Origin of the sequence: Haloferula rosea (assembly GCF_016595525.1) — a bacterium.
Classification (GTDB): domain Bacteria; phylum Verrucomicrobiota; class Verrucomicrobiia; order Verrucomicrobiales; family Akkermansiaceae; genus Haloferula; species Haloferula rosea.
Genome location: NZ_JAENII010000024.1, coordinates 1 through 20,514 on the forward strand (window position 1 = coordinate 1; position 20,514 = coordinate 20,514).

The following is a 20,514-nucleotide window of genomic DNA, read 5'->3' on the forward strand; positions in this document are numbered from 1 at the left end:
TCGTTGGAAAAATGTCCCACGGGCCGCGCCGCAAACCAGCCATGGAAACCGGCGGCGGCCCGTGAGGTGATTGGCGAAAGAAGCACTGTCCCGAGTAGCTTCTTACGCTCAGCCTGGAAAGTCACCGATTGCCGCTCCGCAAACCAGCCATGGAAACCGGAGCGGGCAATCGTCTTGTGAACCACCGACCGGAACGCTGTCCCGATTGTTCCGATCTGTGGCAAAAATACGCCCAACCCTGACACCGGCGCCGTAGCGGAGGTGGGTGCCACCGGAAAGCGTGTTCCGGATGCCAAGGTTGGAAGGGCGAACAGCATGTTGTCGTTCGTGGGTGAAATTTTTAAAGGACGCCGAGGCCTCCATCGTCCATGCCAAGGTCGGCTTCGACGATTCGTGAAAAACTGTCTTCAGAGCAAATGATGTAGTAGCTGTCGCGACCTGCGAGAATGACCGGGCCCTCTGCCTTCAGCCCGATCTTCTCCGCCCACTCCTTGGGCACGGTCAACTTCCCCTGACCACTGATGGTCGCCTCCTTCGAACTCATCCGAAGGGCACCCGCAAGCCGCTGCTTGTTGGCAGGAGGAATCTCAGCCTCTTGAATCTGACGGAACTTGTCTTGGAAAGCGGCGTCCGAAAACACCTTGATCACCTTCTCCTGATGCTCCTTGGAAACCTGCAAACGAATCGACTCCCCTTCCTCGTCCGGACGGAAAGCTACGGGGACAGAAACCCGGTTCTTCGGGTCCATCTTGTAGTCGTAATGACTCTCGTAAACTTTCGTAGGGGCGGACATCGGTAGGCGTCAATTCGCTGACGTGCCGTGAACTACACCAGAGTACACCGAAGTGCGCAAGGGAAATTCAACAAGCCTTGAATATTTTTTACTAGCACTGATTATCAATGGGTTATGGAGTGAACTTTGGTGCACAGATGGTGGAATCCGACAGATCAAGAACCGAAAACTCCCTGAAATTTTGAAATTTAGCGGGAATTATTCACAAATTTTACCCCCTGTGGCCGTGCTGGTGTACTCAGCGTGCACCCGGTGTGCCCGGGTGTACTTCCCCGCAAAGACCCACCCGCTCGAAAGAAACGAAGATCCGCGCACCTTTGACCAAAGGACGCGGAGCACAGGACCCCCAATCCACCAACGATACGCTGCAACGCTATGCCTGTGTCCACACTCACCGACTTTCACCACTGGCTGCTCTCCGGCGACGATTCAGAAGCTCCGTTCCTGATCCTGTACACCCGCGAGCAACCGTCCATCTCATGCGCCGCCGCCGTAGCCCGTCATTTGAACGAATATGACGACCGCGCCAATGGAAACTGGATCGCCATCAATGCCGAGGTCGTCCACGCCATCGCCGCGGATCCTGCCCAAAGGCGTCTGCTCGGCGTCGACGAAGCCTGCCCGAAATGCCCGCCCACCAGCGAATGCGGGATCCGAAAAGTACTCTCGGCCCTGGCCAAGCGGGGACACATCGTCTTCGACCACCCCAGCGCCTTCGCGGCAATCGGTGATGACTCGAGGGGCTTCAGGGCAGCCGTAGGCGCACCCGACCCCGAGGAACTCGATCACTACCACCTGATCATCCAGCCATCCGCCTTCGATTCGAGGTGCCTCACCTCTTTGATTGGCGACAGCTTCCTCGAGTGGTCCAATAGCCACCTCGCCGCCTGAAACACCGCAAGATACGCGAACTCTGAGGTCAAAGACGCGGAGCGCAACCCATCTTCATTTCTTTCCCTCTCCGCCTCCGGTTCAACATGAACGTCATCGCACTCACCATCCTCGTCAGCACCTGCCTTGCCGGCATCTTCATCTGCTGCTTCATCGGTGAGTTCCGCCGCTCCCGAAATTCCTCACCCGAACGTGACTCGTTGCTTCCCTTGGACGACGAAGAGTAACACGATCCGACTTTCCGATTTCTAACCGATTCCGCCCATTCTCCCATGAGTACCGCCACCGCCAAAACCACCACCATCACCTACGACGACAAGACCGTCAGGCAGTTCATGATCTTCTCAATCATCTGGGGAGTCGTGGGCATGCTCGTCGGGGTCATCTGCGCCACCCAGCTCTCCTGGTGGCAAATGAACGGCAAATTCGTCGAATGGATCACCTTCGGAGCCGTCCAGTCGGAAGGCATCTCCTACCTGACCTTCGGACGACTTCGCCCACTGCATACCAACGCGGTGATCTTTGCCTTCGTCGGCAACATGATGTTCGCGGGCGTCTACTACTCGACCCAGCGATTGTGCAAGGCACGGACCGCCTCGGACCTGCTGTCGAAGATCCACATGTGGGGCTGGCAGCTCATCATTGTTTCCGCGGCCATCACCCTGCCCGCCGGCCTGACCCGCGGTAAGGAATACGCGGAGTTGATCTGGCCGATCAACATTGCCGTCGCCCTCATCTGGGTGATCTTCGCCATCAACTTCTTCTGGACCCTGGCGAAGCGCAACGAACCCAGCCTCTACGTCGCCCTTTGGTTCTACATCGCCACGATCGTCACCGTCGCGATGCTCTACATCGTCAACCACCTGTCGATCCCGACCTCCCTGACGCATTCCTACCCGATCTTCGGAGGCCTCCAGGACGCGCTGGTCCAGTGGTGGTACGGCCACAATGCCGTCGCCTTCTTCCTCACCACGCCGATCCTCGGCATCATGTACTACTTCCTGCCGAAGGCAGCGAACCGACCCGTCTACAGCTACCGGCTCTCCATCATCCACTTCTGGTCGCTGGTCTTCATTTACATCTGGGCCGGCCCCCACCACCTTCTCAATACGTCCCTGCCGCGCTGGCTCCAGATGCTCGGCATGCTCTTCTCCCTCATGCTCTGGGCTCCTTCATGGGGCGGCATGCTCAACGGTCTCCTCACCCTCCGTGGTGCCTGGAACAAGCTCCGCACCGACCCGGTGATCAAGTTCTTCGCCGCCGGTATCACCTTCTACGGCATGGCCACCTTCGAAGGCCCGCTGCTTTCCATCCGCGCCGTCAACCAGCTCTCCCACTACACCGACTGGACCATCGGTCACGTCCACTCCGGAGCCCTCGGTTGGAACGGTTTCATGGCAGCCGGCATGTTCTACTGGCTGGCTCCCCGCTTGTGGAAAACCAAACTCTGGTCCACCGCGCTGGCCAACATGCACTTCTGGATCGGCCTCGTCGGCATCCTCCTCTACGTCGCCTCGATGTGGACCGCAGGGGTCCTTCAAGGGCTGATGCTCGGCCAGGTTGCTGAAGGCGGCACCACGCTCAAATACGAGTTCGTTGAAACCCTTCAGGCAATTCAGATCGAATACATCCTCCGTTCCTTCGGCGGACTGCTCTTCCTCGTCGGCTTCATCCTCTGCGGCATCAACATCTGGAAGACCGCTCGCTCCGGACAGCCACACGACGACACCGTCGAGGTCGCCGTGCCCGAGGCGACCTACGACGAAATGCCGCTGCGCAAGACCTTTGCCAACGATCCCTTCGCCTACTCCATCCTCGGCATTCTCTTCCTCTGCCTGTGGTTCTTCCTTCCACCGCACGGTGACAAGGCGGCTCTGGTGATCTCCGTCCTCCTGTCGATCAAGGCCGTCCGTGCCTTCCAGACCAACGCCAACAAGTGGAACGACTGGCACGAACGACTGCTCCACAACTACCTGCCCTTCACCCTGCTGGTCTTCATCGCCGTTGCCATCGGCGGCGCGGTCCAGATCATCCCCTCACTCATCGTGAACCGGGAGAAGAACATCGAAGGGCGCCTGCAGGAACTCTACACGCCACTCGAACTCGCCGGCCGCGACATCTACGTCTCCGAAGGCTGCTACAACTGCCACTCGCAGATGATCCGCACGCTGATGCCCGACGTCATGCGCTACGGCCGTGCCGGAGTCGCCGACGACTTCTCGCACCTCGGTGAATCCCTCTTTGACCACCCCTTCCAATGGGGATCCAAACGAACCGGCCCCGACCTTTCCCGTGAAGGCGGCGACCTCGCGGACGGGGCGACCTACATGCGCATCGGCAAGCGTGACAACGTCTGGCACTTCAACCACTTCCTCAACCCGCGCCAGACTTCCGTGGGTTCGAACATGCCGAGCTACCCGTTCCTCTTCGAAAGCAAGACCGACTTCAAGTCGCTGCCGAAGAAGATCGCCGTGCAGACCCAACTGGGCGTGCCTTACCCGCCGATGAATCAGCACGAGATCAACGACCAGGCCCGTGCCCAGGCCCGTGAGATTGCCGACAACCTGGCCACCGCCCAGGTCATCGTCCCGGGTCAGGAGGACCTGAAGGGTGAAGAGCTCGCCAAATACCTCGCCGACCGCCAGGTCATCGCACTGATCGCCTACATGCAGAAACTCGGCACCTACAAGATGGTCGAGAAGGATGGCCCGCCGAAACCCCAGCCACTTGACCCGGACACCTACCGCGAGATCAGTGAGAAAGGTGAAGCCTACCGCAAAGGTCAGACTTCGGCCGTGAACCCATAATCCCCAGCCACCATGTTCAAACGCATCATTCACGAGGAGTGGACGAACATCGTTCCGATGATCGCCTTTGCGGTCATGTTCACGATCTTCGTGGTCACCACCATCCGGGCATTGCGCCTGAAGCCCACCGAGCGTGAGCGCCTTGCCAAACTCCCACTCCAAGATTCCGACCGCTAAAACCATGTCCGACGAAAATTCAGAACAAGAGGTCAAGCGCGGCGACTTCGCCCGCAAGAAAGGTGAGGTTGTCCTCCGCGAACACGAATACGACGGCATCCAGGAGTTCGACCAGAAGCTCCCGAACTGGTGGCTCTTCACCTTCTACTTCGCCATCGTCTGGTTCGTGGTCTACTGGGCTCTCTACTACCACACCGGCACCTACAAGACCGACCAGCAGAAGATCATCGAGCAGGTCACCCAGCTGCAGGAGCAGAAGGCAGCCGCGCTGGCCACCGCGCTGGAGTCGATCACCGATGAAGCGCTGATCAACGAGTGGGCGACCGATCCCGTCGTCGTCTCGGCCGGCGAAGCCATCTACACCACCAACTGCGTGGCCTGCCACTCCGCGGACCTCAGCGGCGTGATGCTCGTCGGCGATCAGAAAATTCCGCTCCCCGGTCTCCCTCTGGACGACGGTGAGTGGAAGTATGGTTCCAAACCACTCGACCTCTTCAAGCTGATCAACGAGGGCACCCCACCCGATGAACCAGGTCACAACGGTGCCAAGATGACACCGTGGGGGCAGATGCTCTCACCCAAGCAGATCGCCGAAGTCACCGCATTCCTCATCGCGAAGAATCCCGACGACTTCCCCGCCCAACAATGAGGGCTTGGTCCCCCACACCCTGACGCTCTAGGCTCATCCCGATGGATGAGCCGGAGATCAGCAAACCGAAGGACTACGCAGGCGGGCTGCCCGCCGTCGCCTCGTCCATGAAACACGTCATCGCTCGCGATGGCGTTTTTCGTGGCCCCAAGGCACTGCTTGAGCTCAATCAGATCGGCGGCTTCGACTGCCCGAGCTGTGCCTGGCCCGACCCCGACGACGAACGCTCACCCACCGAGTTCTGCGAGAACGGGGCCAAGGCCGTCGCCTCCGAGGCGATGCGAACCACGATCGGCCGCGAATTCTTCGCCCGGCATTCGATCGACGACCTGCTTGCCAAGGATGATGCCTGGCATGACCAGCAGGGACGCCTCGCCGAACCCATGATCCTCCGCGAAGGCGCCACCCACTACGAACCCATCGACTGGGAGGATGCCTTCCAACTCCTGGCCCGCGAATTCAGCGCCCTTGATTCTCCCGACGAAGCCATCTTCTACACCTCCGGGCGTGCCAGCAACGAAGCGGCGTTCCTCCATCAGCTCGTCGCCCGGGCATTCGGCACCAACAACCTGCCCGACTGCTCGAACATGTGCCACGAATCAAGTGGCGAGGCCCTCAAGAAGGCCATTGGCATTGGCAAGGGAACCGTCACGCTGGACGACCTCACCCAGGCCGAGGTCATCCTCTGCGTCGGTCAGAACCCCGGGACCAACCACCCCCGTATGCTCGCCACCCTAGAAACGGCGGTGGAGAACGGAGCGAAGATCGTCGCCATCAACCCGCTCAAGGAAGCGGGTCTGATCGGATTCGCCCATCCTCAGAAACCGAAGGGACTCGCCGGAAAGCCCACCCCTCTCGCATCGACCTACCTGCAGGTCCGCAGCAATGGTGACATGGCCCTGTTCCGTGGCATCGCGAAGTGCCTGGAGGGAGACACCGACTTCATCGAGCAGCACACCACTGGCTACGATGGATACCGTAGTATCCTCCAATCCACCGGATGGGACGAGATCGAGCGGCTGTCCGGGATTCCGCAAGCCGAGATCGAGGCTCTCGCAGCCCTGATGGCCCGCGGCGACCGGCGGGTGATCACCTGCTGGGCCATGGGTCTGACCCAGCACCGGAACGCCGTTGCGACCATTCGCGAGATCACCAACGTCCATCTGATGCTCGCAGCGCTCGGGCGCCCCGGCGCCGGGCTCTGTCCGGTGCGGGGTCACAGCAATGTCCAGGGGGACCGCACCGTGGGCATCTGGGAAAAGATGCCGGAGTCCTTCCTCACCGCTCTCGACCAGAAGGCCGGCATCCAATCCCCACGGGCCGAAGGTCTGGACACGGTGGGCTCCATCCTCGCCATGCACCGGGGTGAGGCGAAGGTCTTCTTCGCCCTAGGTGGAAACTTCGTGCAGGCCTCACCCGACACCGGGATGACATCGGCAGCCCTCAGGAAATGCCGCCTGACCTGCCAGGTCTCCACCAAGCTGAACCGCAGCCATCTCATCACCGGAAAACAGGCGCTGATCCTCCCGTGCCTCGGTCGAAGCGAGGACGACCAGGGGCGGTTCGTGAGCTGCGAGAATTCCATGGGAATCGTCCAGATGTCCCGCGGCTCGCTGGCCCCGGCCTCGCAGTCACTCCGCTCGGAACCCACCATCGTGGCTCGTTTGGGCGAAGCGATCGTCGGCGATGTCGGCAACATCCGCTGGCAACACCTGGCCAGCGACTACGATGAGATCCGTCGTTGGATCGAAGCCGTTGTGCCGGGATTCGAAGCTTACAACCAGCGCGTGCGCCGGGGCGGTGGCTTCTACCTGCCCAATCCGGTGAAGTCCCGGGAGTGGCGGACGGCCTCCGGCAAGGCCGAGTTCTCAGCCGATGGGCTCGACGCCTTCCAGGTATCCCCCGGCCACCTCATCCTTCAGACCCTGCGCAGCCACGATCAGTTCAACACCACGGTCTACGGGAAGAACGACCGCTACCGGGGAATTTCCAACGGCCGTCGCATCGTCTTCCTCAACCCGGACGACATGGCAGAGCGCGGCATCAAACCACTTCAGGCCATCGACCTCATCAGCCACTGGGAAGATGGCGAACGCGAAGCCAAGGCATTCCTCGCCATCCCCTACGACATGCCGGCCGGACTCGCCGCCGCCTATTTCCCCGAGGCCAACGTGCTGGTTCCCGCAGGGAGTGTTGCCATCGGCAGCAATACGCCGACCAGCAAGGCCATCGAAATCAGCATCAGGATCTGAACCTCGTTCATGCCAGATGCCCGGCATAGAGGTTGAATTTCGGAGGGCGAAGGAAGGCCACCAATGCCTGCCCCGACTGCTCGGCAAACTCGACCGCCAGGGATGAAGGTGCGGAAATCGCCGCCACCAGGGGAATCCCTGCCACCAATGCTTTCTGCATGATCTCGAAGGAGACCCGGCCGGACACCAGAAGGAAACACCCTGCCAACTCGACACCCTCCCCGAGCGCTCGCCCGATCACCTTGTCGACCGCGTTGTGCCGACCGACGTCCTCCCGCAGGAAGAGAAGCTCCCCCTTACGATCGAAGAGCCCGGCCGCATGCAATCCACCGGTCGCATCAAACGTCGCCTGAGCTCTCCTCAATCGGTCCGGAGTCCCCAGGACGGCTTCCTTCGGGAACCGGACCGGGTCCTCCAGAGCAGGGTGGTTCATCGCCACCGCTTCGATGCTCGCCTTCCCGCAGATGCCACAGGAAGAGGCACTGAACAAGTTGCGCTGCAGTCTGGAAAGATCCACATCGTGCTGATCCTCCAGAAACACCAAGGCATGGTTGGGTTTCGATTTCAGGTCGATCTTCCGCACGACCGAGAGATCGCTTGTAGCCCCCTCGGTCCGGAGGAATCCCCGGACCAAGTCGACATCATGCCCCGGCGTCCGCATCACCACCGCCACGGGGCAGCCGTCCAGCGTGATCTGCAGTGGCTCCTCCACCGCCACCCGCTCCGACTTCGGCATGCCCGAAGCATCCAGCACCTTGATCGCTCGATCCATGATCCAAGACATCGCAGGTTTCGCGATCCACCGGGAGAAGAAATCCCGCTCCGTCCGGCATGGCCCTTCGACCTGATACCCGACCTGTTGTCCCGGGAACAACCGCTTTCACCTAACAATCGCTTGCATCAAGCAGGAGCAATTGCACCGTCCTCTGCTATGAATTCCATGATTATTGTCGCAGACCTCGGACGAATGAAGGCCTATCGCCTTACCCGCGATGAGCTCCAGCCAAACACCTCACCGGCTTTCGAGGACCTTGCAGACGTCGATCTGGAGAACCAACACAGCCACGTGTCCGACCGGGTCACCGACAAGGCGGGGCGTTTCAACTACGGATCGGGCAGCATCGCCGTGGGCGAGCGCCACAGTGAAGAGGATCAGGCCGAAACCAGACAGCTTCAGGCCATCGCCGAAAGCATCGATCAGGTCGCAGGATCGGACCAGGCCGACATCTACTTCGCCGCCCCACAACCGATGATCCGCCAGCTGTTGGAAGCGATCAATCCGAAGGTCCGCAAACGCATCCGCAAGGACCTTCCGCTCAACCTGGTCAAAGCTCCCAAGCTCGACCTCATGAAGCGCTTCGACCTCGCCTGAGCCGGGGCATGAAAAAGGAGGAGAACGGAAACCGCCCTCCTCCAGTTTGATCGTTCACGCCGCGTGGGATCGAGGATCCCCGCGGCTTTTCCGTCAGGCGAACACGTCCATCACCGGCGAGCCCTTGTCGGCGAATCGGAATGGCCGCTGACTTGGAGACATCACCACGAGGTCGTGCGGGATGCCCAACGCATGGGCAATCGTTGCATTGAAGTCCTGTGGCGTCACCGGCTTGTCCTTCACCTTGGATCCCGAGGCATCGGTTTCGCCGTATTTCAGGCCACCCTTCACCCCACCGCCCGCAAGCAGGCAGGTGAATGCCGAAGGATGGTGATCCCGCCCGTTGTTGTGCTCGGCCTTGATTTCCGGCGTGCGGCCGAACTCGGTGGCGACGACCACCAGCGTGTCCTTGAGCAGGTCCCGCTTGTGAAGATCGGTGATGAGTGCCGCATAGGCCTGGTCGAATTCCTGGCAGCGACCTTCCACTCCGGCGAAGTTGTCGTAGTGGGTGTCCCATCCGCCGAGTTGGACTTCGACGAATCGCACGCCGTGCTCGACGAGTCGGCGCGCCAGCATGCACCCCTGGGCAAAACGGCCTCCACCGTAGAGCTTGCGGACCGCCTCGGATTCTCCATTCAGATTGAAGGCCTTCAGGTCCTTGCTGTTCATCAGCCGGATGGCTTCCTGATAGAGTTCTTCGTAGGCCTTTACGTCGGCATTCTGATACCGTCCGTGAAACTGCTTGTTGAGGCGGTCAGCGAGGGACAGCCGACGATCAAAGTCATCCTTCGAAACGTTGCCGGGCCGCTTGCTGTCCTTCAGACCTTCACTGGCGCTGCCGATCGGCGCTGCCGCATACTTCGCGCCGAAGAAACCACCGCTGGTCATCTCTGGCGATGAGTTGATCGCCACGTAGCCGGGAATCTCCGGGTTTTCACGACCCGCCAACTTCAGGGTCCATGCGCCGATGGATGGGTGCTTCACCGTACCACGCATGGCGTAGCTCGTATGCATCATGTAGGCGCCCTGTTCGTGGGCTCCCTGCTTGGATGTCATCGAGTTCACCACGCACACCTTGTCCATCACCTCGGATGTCTTCTTCAGGTGCCCACCGACCAGGATATCGTCGGCGCTCGATGCGATCGCCTCGGTCTCACCCATGATGTCCTTCTTCTTGGGCTTCGGGTCGAAGGTGTCGATGTGACTCATGCCTCCGGACATGTAGAGGTAGATCACGTTCTTGGCCTTCGCACCGGACGGAGATGGGGCCGCGGAGGCCACGGACGAACCGAGCATCGGCAGGAGGTGGACGCCGAGGTAGGCGCGGGCGGCATTCGATACGAACTGACGCCGGGTCAGCTCATCATGCTTGCTGGAATTGAAAGGATTCATGGCTAACGAAGTGATGGGTTTTACTGGAGGAAGAGGAATTCGGACGACATCACGAGTGCCGATACGATGTTTGGATAGGCGGAGCGGCCCGAGACCTTGACCTCGTCAAGCATCCAACCCATCTCATCTTCAGAGGGCGGACGGTTGAGGATCGCTATGTAGAGACGGCGGATCTTTTCCTCGTCGCTGCTTGCTCCTTCGAGGCTCTTGTAAAGGTGCGCATCGCGGTTGTTCACCAGCTGCTCCTGCACGAAGCCATTCATCAGGGAAAGCACCTGCCCAACATTGGGCTCGGCGCTCGAACCCTCGACGACCTCGCGATCGGACTGACCGAAAAGGTAGAGCAGGTGGTCACGCGGGGCGGGACTTGGAAGCTCGGAAGCCCGGACCTGGGCATTCCTCCCATAACGCTGGATCTTGGCGCCCATCATCATGTCGCTGGACCCCTTGCCTCCATTGCCGCCCTTCTTCACATCTGCGAGAAGCTTGTTGTAGAACGCCCGGACCTCCGACTCGGTCTTGAGCGCAAGCGCTTGCTCGGAAAGCTTCTTCATGTCGGTCTGACCCACCAGCACCGGCTTGCCGCGGACGTGGACCCGATTGTCCATCGACCGGCGTGGCTTCTTGTCCGGGTCACCGCTGGCAAGCGTGATGAGGGAATCCCAGATCTGTTCGGAGCTGAGACGGGCGAGTTGACGACCGTGGAAGTCGTCGCCGGTCAGCACCTTCGATGGCTCGGGATTCGGCACGAACTGGAAGGTCTTCGTATTGAGAAGGATCTTCTGGAATCCCTTCAGGTCGTAATCGAGATCCACCATCAGCTGGGTGAGATAGGTCATCAGGGCAGGAAGATGGGTATCCCGGGCCGTGACAAATTCATCAATCGGCTCATAGACGCCACGGCCCATCACGCGAGCCCACATGCGGTTGGCGATGACCGACGGATACTGTTCGCCCGTCCGGCTGGTCACCCAATCGGCGAGTTTCTCGCGACCGTCGTTCGCATCATCACGATCCGACATGCGCACGGTCTTGCCGAAGGGAGTACGTGCACCGATGAGTTCACCCGGTTGACCATCGCGATACTGATAGTCGCTGGGAAGTTTGATGCGTCCGGAGCCTCCCCCCTTGACGCTCATGCCGTAGACGTCGTCCCAGAGCACCTCCGCGACCGAGTAATCGATCGTACGGCGTTTGTCGTCGGCACGCACCTCATCCCAGATCTTGCGCATCAGGTTGCGGTTGCCTTGGCTCATTCCATTTGTGAACGCCGCAAGCTCGTAGAAATCATGACGCTCGGTATCGCCGAATGGATCGTCATGGCACTGCGCACATTCCATTCGCGAGCCGAGGAAAACCCGGGTCGTATTCGCCAGGTTGTCGAGCGGCATGCCTTGGTCACGAAGATAGTAGCCGACCGATGCTGTCTCCGGATCCCACGCGTTGCCTTCTGCAGCCAGAAGACTGTGGGTGAAATCATCCCAGCGCATGTTGTCCTCCATCGCGCGGCGCACCCAGTCGCGGTAGGGTTCGAAGCTGCCCCTGAAGCCGGCCTTGGAATCCGTCACACGAAGCAGGTCGAAGGCCCAGTTCGTCATGTGACTCGAGTAGCCCTTCGTATTGAGGAGGTAGTCCACCAACTGGATGCGCTTCCCTTCCTCATCGATCTCAAGGAAGAACCGCGCCTCTTCCGCCGTGGGAATCCGCCCGATCGCCACCATGAAAGCGCGACGAAGGAAGGTGGCGTCATCCGTCACTTCCGGGACCGGAAGTTTTTTCGTGCGGTACCAGCCCGCCACGTAGCTATCGATCTTGAACGCGGCCTTCTTCACATACTCCGCATCGTCGGCTTTCGACGGTGGTCCGGATGTTTGAGCGACCCCAGGAATGGCGGCAGACAGGGCGAGGATGGCAATGGGTAGGGCTTTCATGGGACGAACGGGCTTTCAACAAAACTAAAAACAGGATCGGAGGACGTCAATGGCTGAGCAAATCCTCCAAAATCGGCATAGCCTGTCTCTACGCCACCGCGTCGAATTCCTTTCGTCGATTCTCTAGGCAACCCAGAAAATTCCCGCGATGGCAGCACTCATCAGATTTGAGAAACTGCCTGCCATCACGGCAAGCAACCCGAAGCGGGCGATCTCCGGACGTCGCTTGGGTGCCATTCCGCCCAAACCCCCGAGCAAAATGGCGATCGATGACAGATTGGCGAAGCCGCACAGGGCCACCGTCGCTATCGCCTGGGTCCGTGGAGCCAGGTCGGCCTTCCACTCGCTGAACTGCCCGTAGGCCACAAATTCATTCAGCACGAATTTCTGTCCGATCAGACTGCCTCCCTGCCCAGCCTCCGGCCACGGGATCCCGATCGCCCAAGCCAGCGGCGCAAAGATCACGCCCAGCACCCCTTCCAAACTCAGATCGGGTCGCCCGAAGGGAGCTCCCACCCCACCAAGGACCAGATTGATCAGGGCGATCAACCCGATGAAGGCGAGAAGCATCGCACCCACATTCAGTGCCAGTTTCAACCCGCTTCCGGCGCCGAGAGCAGCGGCATCCAGGACATTGACCGGGCGATCCTCCCCTTCCGCCCAATCCAGAGTCACCTCCTCGGGGTCCTCGGTCTCCGGCACCAGGATTTTCGCGAACAACAAGCCGCCGGGTGCCGCCATGAAGGAAGCGGCAATCAGATACTTCAGCTCCGCCCCCATGCTTGCGTAGCCGGCCAGCACTGATCCTGCCACACTCGCCAATCCACCGCACATCACCGCAAACAACTCCGAGCGGGTCATCCGGGAGATGTACGGCTTCACCACCAGCGGGGCTTCCGTCTGCCCGACGAAAATGTTGGCCGCCGCAGACAGGGACTCAGCCCGACTGGTGCCAAGAACGAAGCGCAGGGCACCCCCGAGAATCATGATGACCCACTGCATCAACCGCAGGTGGTAGAGCACGGCGATCAGGGAGGAAAAGAAGATGATCACGGGCAGCACACGCAGCGCGAAGACAAAACCCAGGCCGTCACCCACCAGAGGCCCGAACATGAATTCGATTCCTTCGTAGCCTGCTTGGATCACCTTCGCCACCCCATCGGAAAACCCCGCCAACAGCTCCCTTCCCCATGGCACACGGAAGACTAAGAGCCCGATCAGCACCTGCAACGCGAACGCCATCCCCACCGTCCGCCAGCGGATCGCCGAGCGCTGGCGTGACAACAACCAGGCCACACCAAGCATCAGCAACATTCCGACGACTGCCATTGCCTTCATCTAGCAAGCGGCGGGCCATCGGGCGAGATCTCAATCTTCAGCCCCACCTCCAACAACCGCTCCAGCCCTCCTGTTTTGCCTCGCCCCACCGTGGTCTTGCCCGCAGCCTCCTGCCCGTGCAAGAACCCCTCTCCATCGCTGTGATCGGCTGCGGTTCCCGCGGTCGGACCTACGCCCGAATCGCCGTCGACCTGGGCCACCGGATCACCGCTTTCGCCGACCCCTCCCCATCCGCCCGCCAGGCGATGGAGGAAATCGCAGGACCCGACGCCCAGGCTTTCTCGGATGCGGACGGCCTGCTTGCCGCGCCGAAGTTGGCACGGGTCGCCGCCATCTGCACTCAGGATTCCCAGCATTTCCCCCAGGCTGTCGCCGCCATCCATCAGGGTTACGACCTCCTGCTGGAAAAGCCGGCTGCCTGCAGCTCGGCGGACGTCGACGAACTTTCCCGCCTTGCCGAGGCCGAGGGCTGCCGGATCATCCTCTGCTTCGTCCTCCGCTACACTCCCTTCTACCGCACCCTGAAGAGCCAGCTCGATGCCGGCATCATCGGCGACATCATCTCGATCCAAGCCGCCGAGGGCGTCGGCCCCTGGCATCAGGCCCACTCCTTCGTGCGCGGCCATTGGTCCCGGTCGAAGAACTCCACCCCCATGATCGTCGCCAAATGCAGCCACGACACCGACCTCCTCGCCTGGCTTGCCGACTCTCCCTGCCGCTCGGTTGCCAGCTTCGCCGGACAGTCCCATTTCACCCCCGGGATGGCACCGACCGGTGCGCCGGAGCGCTGCACCGATGGCTGCCCGCACCTCGGCACCTGCCGGTTCGACGCCCATCGCTACCTCACCGACCAGCGACGCTGGCTGCAAATGGTCCGACCGGATGCCGACTCCCTCGGCGACGCCGCCATCATCGACTGGCTGAAAACCAGCGATTGGGGCCGCTGCGTCTACCACTGTGGTCAGGACACGCCCGATCACCAGGTGGTTTCCATGCAGTTTGCCAGCGGCATCACCGCCGACCTGACCATGACCGCCTTCGACACCGGCCGCCGGATCCGCATTTACGGCACCCAGGGGATCCTTGAAGGGGCGATGCATGCGGACGGACGCGATCCATGGATCGAATGCCGGATGCATGAAGGAGAAACCACCGCCCTTGAAATTGTCGAGCAGGACACCGGAGGCTACCAAGGGCACGGCGGAGGGGACTTCGGCCTGATCGAGGCACTTCCCGCACTTCTCGATGCCGACGCTGCGGATTCCCGCCAGTTTACCGAAGGGCATCGGATCGCCTTCGCTGCAGCCCGTGCCGCCGAGCAAGATTGTCTCATCAATCTGGCGCCCGATCATTGACCGTAGGGACGATCGGGTCGACTCTCACGCCTGCCGTGAGACTTCCGCCGAAACGCAACCACTGGGTCAGTTCGTCATCGTCCGACAAGACACCTCGTCCGACATTCGACGAGAGCCGCGAAGCCGAGATTTTCAGCGAACTGGAACCGGCGAAGGCCGAGACCTCGGATCCCGCCGTGGTTGCCGAACTGCTTTCTTCCAAGATCGGAGCCAGCAAGGTTTCCCTCAGGGCCGAGGACATCAGCGTTCATGCCACCGACAAGTGGTATGCCAGCCACCCACCCGACGTCGTCGTTTTCCCGGAGACCACCGCCGACGTCTCCACCGTGCTGGAATTTGCCCATCGCTACGGCATTCCCGTCACCACGCGTGGCGCCGGAGTCGGCTACGTCGGTGGCTGCGTCCCGATCAAGGGAGGCATCGCCCTGTCGCTCGCCCGCATGAACCGCATCCTCGAGCTCAATCCCGAGGATGGCGTCGCGGTCGTGCAACCCGGCGTGATTACCGGGGACCTCCAGAAAGCCGCCCAAGCCCTTGGCTGGGACTACCCGCCCGATCCCGCATCGCTCAAGGAATGCTCGATCGGCGGCAACATCGCCACCAATGCCGGCGGTCCGCGCTGCCTGAAATACGGCGTGACTCGTAGCTACGTGCTCGGCCTGGAAGTCGTCATGCCCGATGGCAAGGTCGCGCAGGTCGGCGGCCGGGTGCACAAGAACAAGACCGGCTTCGACCTGGTCGGACTCTTCACCGGATCGGAAGGCATGCTCGGCGTCGTCACTGCCGCCAGCCTGCGCCTCATCCCCAAACCGCCCGCCCGGGCCATGCTTGCCGCCGTGTTCCCGGACTTCCCCATGGCCGCTGCCGCCGTGCAGGGCATCCTCAATTCAGGGCACCTCCCATCCGCGCTCGAGATCACCGACGGCTTCACCCTGGCCGCTGCCAGACGACGGCTCGGTCCCGAGCGCCTGCCCGATGGAGATGCGCATCTCATCATCGAAATCGATGGCCGGCCCCGCGCCGTCGACTACGAGATCGATGAACTCGAGGAACTCCTCAAGAAGCTCGGAGCCACCCGGATCCAGCGGGCCGAAGACGAAGACTCCTGCGAGGAAATCTGGAAGATGCGCCGTGAGTTTTCCTACTCCCTTCGCGACACCGGCCTCACCAAGCTGAACGAAGACATCGTCGTTCCCCGGTCAAAGCTCGTCGAGCTCGTTGCCTTCGCCCGCCAACTCGAGAAGGACACCGGCATTGCCGTCGCCTGCTTTGGTCATGCCGGCGACGGAAACATCCACACCAACCTGATGGTGGCCGATTACGAGAACCCCGAAATCCGCAGCAAGGCCGATGCCGCTCTGGACCGCCTGTTCAAGTGGGTGCTCGACCACGGAGGCGCCATCACCGGCGAGCACGGTGTGGGCATCGCCAAACAACCATGGATCCGCCAGGCGCTCGGAGAGAACACCTTCAATCTCCACAAAGCCATCAAGGGAGCTCTCGACCCCGACGCCATCCTCAATCCCGGCAAGTTCCTCGATTGACCGCCGCCGGACCGCTCCTCGATTCGTCCCCCCTCGAGCCCTCAGCCGGGTGGCGTTCCGGGTGACTTGCACAAGCATCAAGGGAGTGGACCTTCCCCGCGACTTCCCCCATTCTCCGCGCCATGCCCGCTGCTGATCCGCGCTTCAACGATTTCATTCTGCTCCAAGCCCAGAACGCCGGGCTTTTCCTCGGCCAACTCCCGAATCCCGTCACCGGCCAGACCAGCGTGAACCTCCAAGCCGCGAAGTCCGTCATCGATTCGCTGGAAATGCTCGAGACGAAAACCGACGGGAACCTGACCGCGGAGGAAGCCAAACTTCTCGGGGCCGCACTTGCCAATCTCCGTCCACTCTACGAAAAGGTCTCTGACGCTTCCTGATCCCATGAATATCGAACCCTTCCAAATTGGCTCCGTCCCCGTCGGCGGATCACTACCTGTGTTCATTCTCGGCCCATGTGCCCTTGAGAACGAGGACTTCGCCTGGGAGATGGCCAGATCGGTCAAGAAGATCGCCGACAAGACCGGGATCCCGTTCATTTTCAAAGCATCCTACGACAAGGCCAACCGGACCTCCGTGAAGTCATTCCGTGGCCCCGGCGTGGAGGAAGGCTGCCGCATCCTCGGCGAGATCGGTAAGGAACTGGAAGTCCCGGTCACCACCGATATCCACACCGCCGAGCAGGCCGAAATCGCCGCCGAGCACATCGATCTCCTGCAGATCCCCGCCTTCCTCTGCCGCCAGACCGACCTGCTCGAGGCCGCCGCCAAAACCGGCCGCGCCGTTAATGTGAAGAAGGGCCAGTTCCTCGCGCCATGGGACACGGTGAACATCGCCGACAAGATGCGCTCCTTCGGCTGCCATTCCTTCTTCATCACCGAGCGCGGCACCACCTTCGGCTACAACAACCTCGTCGCCGACATGCGCTCGCTCTACTGGATCCGCAAGGAGGGCATCCCCGTGATCTTCGACGCCACCCACTCGGTGCAGCGTCCCGGGGGCCTCGGTGGCACCACTGGCGGCGATGGCGAACTCGCCCCCGTCCTGGCCCGGGCCGCCATCGCCACCGGCGTCGATGGCATTTTCATGGAAACCCACTCGGATCCGGAGAACGCCATGTCGGATGGCCCGAACCAGATCCCGCTCGAATTCCTCGAAGACCTCATCATCCGCCTGATCGCCGTGCACCACGCCTCGCACGGCGCCTGAAGGACCCAGCCATGAAACCGCGCAGCTTCAGCCACCCACGACCCCGCCTCTGCTGGTTGGGATTGGGTGCCTTGGCTCTCACCGGAGCCGCCGCGGCTCAAGGCCTCCCCATGTCCGACAAGGATGAAGCGGATGAGGATGACTCCGGCCTTCCCGCCATGGAGATGCTCGTGGAAGGCAGCATCCTGAAGAAAATCATCATCCCCCAATACGACGAACAGCAGCGGCTCAGCTCCGTGCTTCGGGCCGACCAGCTCGTGATGGTGGACAAGAAAACCATCGAAGCCACCAAGGCGCGCATCGAGTTCTTCCAACCCGACCAGACTCTCCGCGGATCCATTGATCTCGAGGCCGCCACCCTCCACGACCAGCGCTTTCTCCGCTCAAGCGATCCCGTGCAGCTCGTGTCCGAGGACATGAATACCACCGGCACCGGGCTCGTCTACGACCTGAAACTCAGCCGCGGCTTCCTCCACGGGCCGACCAAAACCGATATCATTATCGAACGCCAGACCGCCATGAATCTTCCCAAACCATCAATCTTCGCCCTTGGAGGCGCCACCATGATGGCGGCATCCGCACTGTCTGCTGCTGAGATCCAACCCTTCAACGACGCCCAGTTGAAGGGACTCGATCGACTCGCGGAATCCCGGTCCGACGACTTCCTCATCACCACCGAGAAGGCTGAGGAAGCCGTGGCCGATTCCGAGAAGGCTTCCGCCAAGGCCGACAAGACCATGGAGGACTTCCTCGAAGAAGCCGCCGTCGACGTCCCCAAAGGAAAACCCGTCGACCTCACCTCCCAAGTCCCCGCTCCGACGGATGAACCCGGCTACAAAAAACCGGCCAGCATCCGCGCCAAGGACGGATTCTACTTCGACTCCGAAGCAGGCATCATCGTCTTCCTCAAAGACGTCACCGTCGACCACCCGGAATTCACCCTGACTGGCGCCGATGAGATCAAGGTCTTCATGGATCAGGTCGAGAAGAAGCCCGAAGCTGAAACTGACAAAACGGGGACGGCCGAGGATGCCAAAGGAGATGAGATGTTCGGCAGCTCTGAATTTGGCGACCCCGCTCGCATCGTCGCCACCGGCGCCGTCGTCGTGGAGCGCAAGGTCCTGCAACCGGGTGACAAGAAAGCCAAAGCCTCCGGACGCCAGATGGTCATGGATCTCAAGACCGACGACCTGATCATCCGCGGCGGTCAGCCATGGATCCTGTCGGATACCGCCAACGGCCGAGTCGTCGATCCGAATGGCTACATCCGCATCAACATGAAGACCGGGGACGCCTCCTTTGTCGGTGATGCCCGCGGATTCGTCGAAACCGACAAACCACAGCAATAATTCACCGTGGTCACCCCCATGCCCATTACCCAGCCCCTCCTCTACGCCGAGGGACTCCGCAAATGCTACGCCAAGCGTGCCGTCGTTGACGATGTCACCCTCAGCGTCTCACCCGGTGAAATCGTCGGCCTCCTCGGACCCAACGGAGCCGGCAAGACGACCTCGTTCTACATGATTGCCGGGATCGTTCCCGCCGATGCAGGTTCCGTCAAATTCAACGAACAGGACATCTCCCGCCTCCCCCTCCACCGACGGGCCCGGCTCGGACTTGGCTACCTGCCCCAGGAAGAATCGGTCTTCCGCAAGCTCAGCGTCCTCGACAACCTCTTGGCCGTTCTCGAATCCCGCCGCGACCTGAACCGCAAACAGCGCGTGGAGAAAGCCGAGCAGCTGCTGGAACGCTTCAAGATCACCAAGGTCCGTCGCTCCGAAGCCATCACCCTATCCGGTGGTGAGAAACGGCGACTCGCCATCGCACGCACCCTCTGCACCGAGCCGAAATTGCTCATGCTCGACGAACCCTTCGCCGGGATCGACCCGATCGCCGTTGAAGACATTCAAAACATCGTCCGCGAACTCCGCGAACGCGATGGCCTGGCCATCCTCATCACCGACCACTCGGTGCGCGAAACCTTGTCCATCGTCGACCGCGCCTTCCTCATTCACGACGGCAGGGTGATCCTCGACGGACCTTCCGAGGCCCTCGTGAACGACCCGATCGCCCGGAAACACTATCTGGGCGAGGACTTCCGCATGTAGGAGCCCCCTTCCGCCAATTCAGGAAAGCGACAAACGATCGTCGCTCTCAAGCTTGGCCGAAAGCGCAGGCCACCCCCCCGGCTTCTGCAGGTTGAAGACCGTCAGATAGAGCGTGACCAGCTTGGGGTCGAAATCAGCCACCAGAGCGTCCACCGCCTTGTCGACCGTCTCCTCCGAGAGCTCCTCCGGCAAGTCACCGGTCACCGACCCCTTGCCGTCGTGCTCGATCCCCACCTCGTCGCAGAACTTGGCAAGCATGTCTTGGTTGCCCGCCATCAACCATGCCTGGAGCAGATGCTCGCCAATGGTGTCCGACTGCTTCGACTTCAGCGTCTTCAGGATCCAGGCATATTGGTCCACCACCGGCTTCTTCTGCACGAAAACCAAGCGCAGCTTCCGGCTCTGCGCCAATGACGCCAATGCCGACCGATACACATTGCGGTCGTTCTCCCGGAACCAGTCGAGCATGCGGGTCACTAGTGCGGGATCGATCGTATTGTAGATTTCGTGGGCTTTCACAGCAGTTGAAGTTCGGTTGTTTGAAGTGCGGGGATTCCACTCACCCCAGCCCGGAAAACCAAGCATTGAAATGAGGATCCTGGTACAAAAAAGAGCCCGGTATCTTCATGTCTGAAGATACCGGGCATAGACCTGGCGGCGACCTACTCTCACAGGGCCTATCGCCCCACTACCATC

At 61.1% G+C, this 20,514-nt stretch carries 20 protein-coding genes; 13 read left to right on the forward strand and 7 right to left on the reverse strand.

Annotation, left to right across the window (positions count from 1 at the left end; genetic code table 11):
• Positions 1–317 (reverse strand): hypothetical protein (locus JIN81_RS19185; RefSeq protein WP_234045462.1); only part of this gene is annotated, 317 nt, incomplete at its 3' end.
• A gap of 23 nt (positions 318–340) precedes the next feature.
• Complete coding sequence (locus JIN81_RS18280) at positions 341–793, reverse strand: hypothetical protein (protein ID WP_200283387.1); 453 nt, start codon at positions 791–793, stop codon at positions 341–343.
• Positions 794–1,174: 381 nt separating this feature from the next.
• Here JIN81_RS18280 and JIN81_RS18285 point away from each other — a divergent pair, with 381 nt between their 5' ends.
• The 6 genes from JIN81_RS18285 (at position 1,175) to JIN81_RS18310 (ending at position 7,569) form a co-directional block, all read left to right on the forward strand.
• Positions 1,175–1,684: a hypothetical protein gene (locus JIN81_RS18285; protein WP_200283390.1), complete on the forward strand. Its 510-nt coding sequence runs from the start codon at positions 1,175–1,177 to the stop codon at positions 1,682–1,684.
• 86 nt (positions 1,685–1,770) lie between these two features.
• Positions 1,771–1,911, forward strand: coding sequence for a hypothetical protein (locus JIN81_RS18290; protein ID WP_200283393.1), 141 nt, complete (start codon positions 1,771–1,773; stop codon positions 1,909–1,911).
• Positions 1,912–1,956: 45 nt separating this feature from the next.
• Positions 1,957–4,491, forward strand: coding sequence for a cytochrome-c oxidase, cbb3-type subunit I (gene ccoN / locus JIN81_RS18295; RefSeq protein ID WP_200283395.1), 2,535 nt, complete (start codon positions 1,957–1,959; stop codon positions 4,489–4,491).
• A gap of 12 nt (positions 4,492–4,503) precedes the next feature.
• Positions 4,504–4,668, forward strand: coding sequence for a hypothetical protein (locus JIN81_RS18300; protein ID WP_200283397.1), 165 nt, complete (start codon positions 4,504–4,506; stop codon positions 4,666–4,668).
• A gap of 4 nt (positions 4,669–4,672) precedes the next feature.
• Positions 4,673–5,317 (forward strand): cbb3-type cytochrome c oxidase N-terminal domain-containing protein, encoded by a 645-nt coding sequence (locus tag JIN81_RS18305; protein ID WP_200283399.1) that lies wholly within the window; start codon positions 4,673–4,675, stop codon positions 5,315–5,317.
• Between the two features lie 41 nt (positions 5,318–5,358).
• Complete coding sequence (locus tag JIN81_RS18310) at positions 5,359–7,569, forward strand: FdhF/YdeP family oxidoreductase (protein WP_200283402.1); 2,211 nt, start codon at positions 5,359–5,361, stop codon at positions 7,567–7,569.
• A gap of 7 nt (positions 7,570–7,576) precedes the next feature.
• On the opposite strand, the gene fdhD is transcribed toward JIN81_RS18310, so the two are convergent.
• Positions 7,577–8,341 carry a formate dehydrogenase accessory sulfurtransferase FdhD gene (fdhD, locus tag JIN81_RS18315; RefSeq protein WP_234045478.1) on the reverse strand — a complete coding sequence of 255 codons (765 nt, stop codon included), beginning with the start codon at positions 8,339–8,341 and terminating at the stop codon, positions 7,577–7,579.
• A gap of 168 nt (positions 8,342–8,509) precedes the next feature.
• Between fdhD and JIN81_RS18320 the strand changes: the two genes are divergently transcribed.
• Complete coding sequence (locus JIN81_RS18320; RefSeq protein WP_200283404.1) at positions 8,510–8,941, forward strand: host attachment protein; 432 nt, start codon at positions 8,510–8,512, stop codon at positions 8,939–8,941.
• 93 nt (positions 8,942–9,034) lie between these two features.
• Here JIN81_RS18320 and JIN81_RS18325 read toward each other — a convergent pair whose 3' ends face one another.
• From JIN81_RS18325 to JIN81_RS18335, 3 genes are all read right to left on the reverse strand, one after another.
• Positions 9,035–10,333 (reverse strand): DUF1501 domain-containing protein, encoded by a 1,299-nt coding sequence (locus JIN81_RS18325; protein WP_200283406.1) that lies wholly within the window; start codon positions 10,331–10,333, stop codon positions 9,035–9,037.
• A gap of 20 nt (positions 10,334–10,353) precedes the next feature.
• Positions 10,354–12,264, reverse strand: a complete 1,911-nt coding sequence (locus JIN81_RS18330; RefSeq protein ID WP_200283409.1) for a DUF1549 domain-containing protein — start codon at positions 12,262–12,264, stop codon at positions 10,354–10,356.
• Positions 12,265–12,387: 123 nt separating this feature from the next.
• Positions 12,388–13,593, reverse strand: a complete 1,206-nt coding sequence (locus JIN81_RS18335; protein ID WP_234045481.1) for a NupC/NupG family nucleoside CNT transporter — start codon at positions 13,591–13,593, stop codon at positions 12,388–12,390.
• Positions 13,594–13,718: 125 nt separating this feature from the next.
• Between JIN81_RS18335 and JIN81_RS18340 the strand changes: the two genes are divergently transcribed.
• From JIN81_RS18340 to lptB, 6 genes are all read left to right on the forward strand, one after another.
• Positions 13,719–14,957, forward strand: coding sequence for a Gfo/Idh/MocA family protein (locus JIN81_RS18340; RefSeq protein WP_200283415.1), 1,239 nt, complete (start codon positions 13,719–13,721; stop codon positions 14,955–14,957).
• Positions 14,958–14,992: 35 nt separating this feature from the next.
• The gene (locus tag JIN81_RS18345; RefSeq protein ID WP_325100910.1) at positions 14,993–16,501 is read left to right on the forward strand and encodes an FAD-binding oxidoreductase; all 1,509 of its coding nucleotides are present in this window, start codon (positions 14,993–14,995) and stop codon (positions 16,499–16,501) included.
• 122 nt (positions 16,502–16,623) lie between these two features.
• Positions 16,624–16,881 (forward strand): DUF1844 domain-containing protein, encoded by a 258-nt coding sequence (locus JIN81_RS18350; RefSeq protein ID WP_200283417.1) that lies wholly within the window; start codon positions 16,624–16,626, stop codon positions 16,879–16,881.
• A 4-nt stretch (positions 16,882–16,885) separates the two neighbouring features.
• Positions 16,886–17,710 carry a 3-deoxy-8-phosphooctulonate synthase gene (kdsA, locus tag JIN81_RS18355; protein ID WP_200283419.1) on the forward strand — a complete coding sequence of 275 codons (825 nt, stop codon included), beginning with the start codon at positions 16,886–16,888 and terminating at the stop codon, positions 17,708–17,710.
• An 11-nt stretch (positions 17,711–17,721) separates the two neighbouring features.
• The gene (locus tag JIN81_RS18360) at positions 17,722–19,059 is read left to right on the forward strand and encodes an LptA/OstA family protein (protein WP_200283421.1); all 1,338 of its coding nucleotides are present in this window, start codon (positions 17,722–17,724) and stop codon (positions 19,057–19,059) included.
• 18 nt (positions 19,060–19,077) lie between these two features.
• Positions 19,078–19,818 carry an LPS export ABC transporter ATP-binding protein gene (gene lptB / locus JIN81_RS18365; protein ID WP_200283423.1) on the forward strand — a complete coding sequence of 247 codons (741 nt, stop codon included), beginning with the start codon at positions 19,078–19,080 and terminating at the stop codon, positions 19,816–19,818.
• An 18-nt stretch (positions 19,819–19,836) separates the two neighbouring features.
• Here the strand turns inward: lptB and JIN81_RS18370 are convergent, their stop codons facing one another.
• Positions 19,837–20,337, reverse strand: coding sequence for a hypothetical protein (locus JIN81_RS18370; protein WP_200283425.1), 501 nt, complete (start codon positions 20,335–20,337; stop codon positions 19,837–19,839).
• Between the last annotated feature and the right edge of the window lie 177 nt (positions 20,338–20,514).

What these genes read in the sequence shown, in the direction of transcription:
- JIN81_RS18280 (WP_200283387.1), bottom strand. Translation starts at nt 793, where the DNA reads ATGTCCGCCCCTACGAAAGTTTACGAGAGTCATTACGACTACAAGATG.
- JIN81_RS18290 (WP_200283393.1), top strand. Translation starts at nt 1,771, where the DNA reads ATGAACGTCATCGCACTCACCATCCTCGTCAGCACCTGCCTTGCCGGC.
- ccoN (WP_200283395.1), top strand. Translation starts at nt 1,957, where the DNA reads ATGAGTACCGCCACCGCCAAAACCACCACCATCACCTACGACGACAAG.
- JIN81_RS18300 (WP_200283397.1), top strand. Translation starts at nt 4,504, where the DNA reads ATGTTCAAACGCATCATTCACGAGGAGTGGACGAACATCGTTCCGATG.
- JIN81_RS18305 (WP_200283399.1), top strand. Translation starts at nt 4,673, where the DNA reads ATGTCCGACGAAAATTCAGAACAAGAGGTCAAGCGCGGCGACTTCGCC.
- JIN81_RS18310 (WP_200283402.1), top strand. Translation starts at nt 5,359, where the DNA reads ATGGATGAGCCGGAGATCAGCAAACCGAAGGACTACGCAGGCGGGCTG.
- fdhD (WP_234045478.1), bottom strand. Translation starts at nt 8,341, where the DNA reads ATGGATCGAGCGATCAAGGTGCTGGATGCTTCGGGCATGCCGAAGTCG.
- JIN81_RS18320 (WP_200283404.1), top strand. Translation starts at nt 8,510, where the DNA reads ATGATTATTGTCGCAGACCTCGGACGAATGAAGGCCTATCGCCTTACC.
- JIN81_RS18325 (WP_200283406.1), bottom strand. Translation starts at nt 10,333, where the DNA reads ATGAATCCTTTCAATTCCAGCAAGCATGATGAGCTGACCCGGCGTCAG.
- JIN81_RS18330 (WP_200283409.1), bottom strand. Translation starts at nt 12,264, where the DNA reads ATGAAAGCCCTACCCATTGCCATCCTCGCCCTGTCTGCCGCCATTCCT.
- JIN81_RS18335 (WP_234045481.1), bottom strand. Translation starts at nt 13,593, where the DNA reads ATGGCAGTCGTCGGAATGTTGCTGATGCTTGGTGTGGCCTGGTTGTTG.
- JIN81_RS18350 (WP_200283417.1), top strand. Translation starts at nt 16,624, where the DNA reads ATGCCCGCTGCTGATCCGCGCTTCAACGATTTCATTCTGCTCCAAGCC.
- kdsA (WP_200283419.1), top strand. Translation starts at nt 16,886, where the DNA reads ATGAATATCGAACCCTTCCAAATTGGCTCCGTCCCCGTCGGCGGATCA.
- JIN81_RS18360 (WP_200283421.1), top strand. Translation starts at nt 17,722, where the DNA reads ATGAAACCGCGCAGCTTCAGCCACCCACGACCCCGCCTCTGCTGGTTG.
- lptB (WP_200283423.1), top strand. Translation starts at nt 19,078, where the DNA reads ATGCCCATTACCCAGCCCCTCCTCTACGCCGAGGGACTCCGCAAATGC.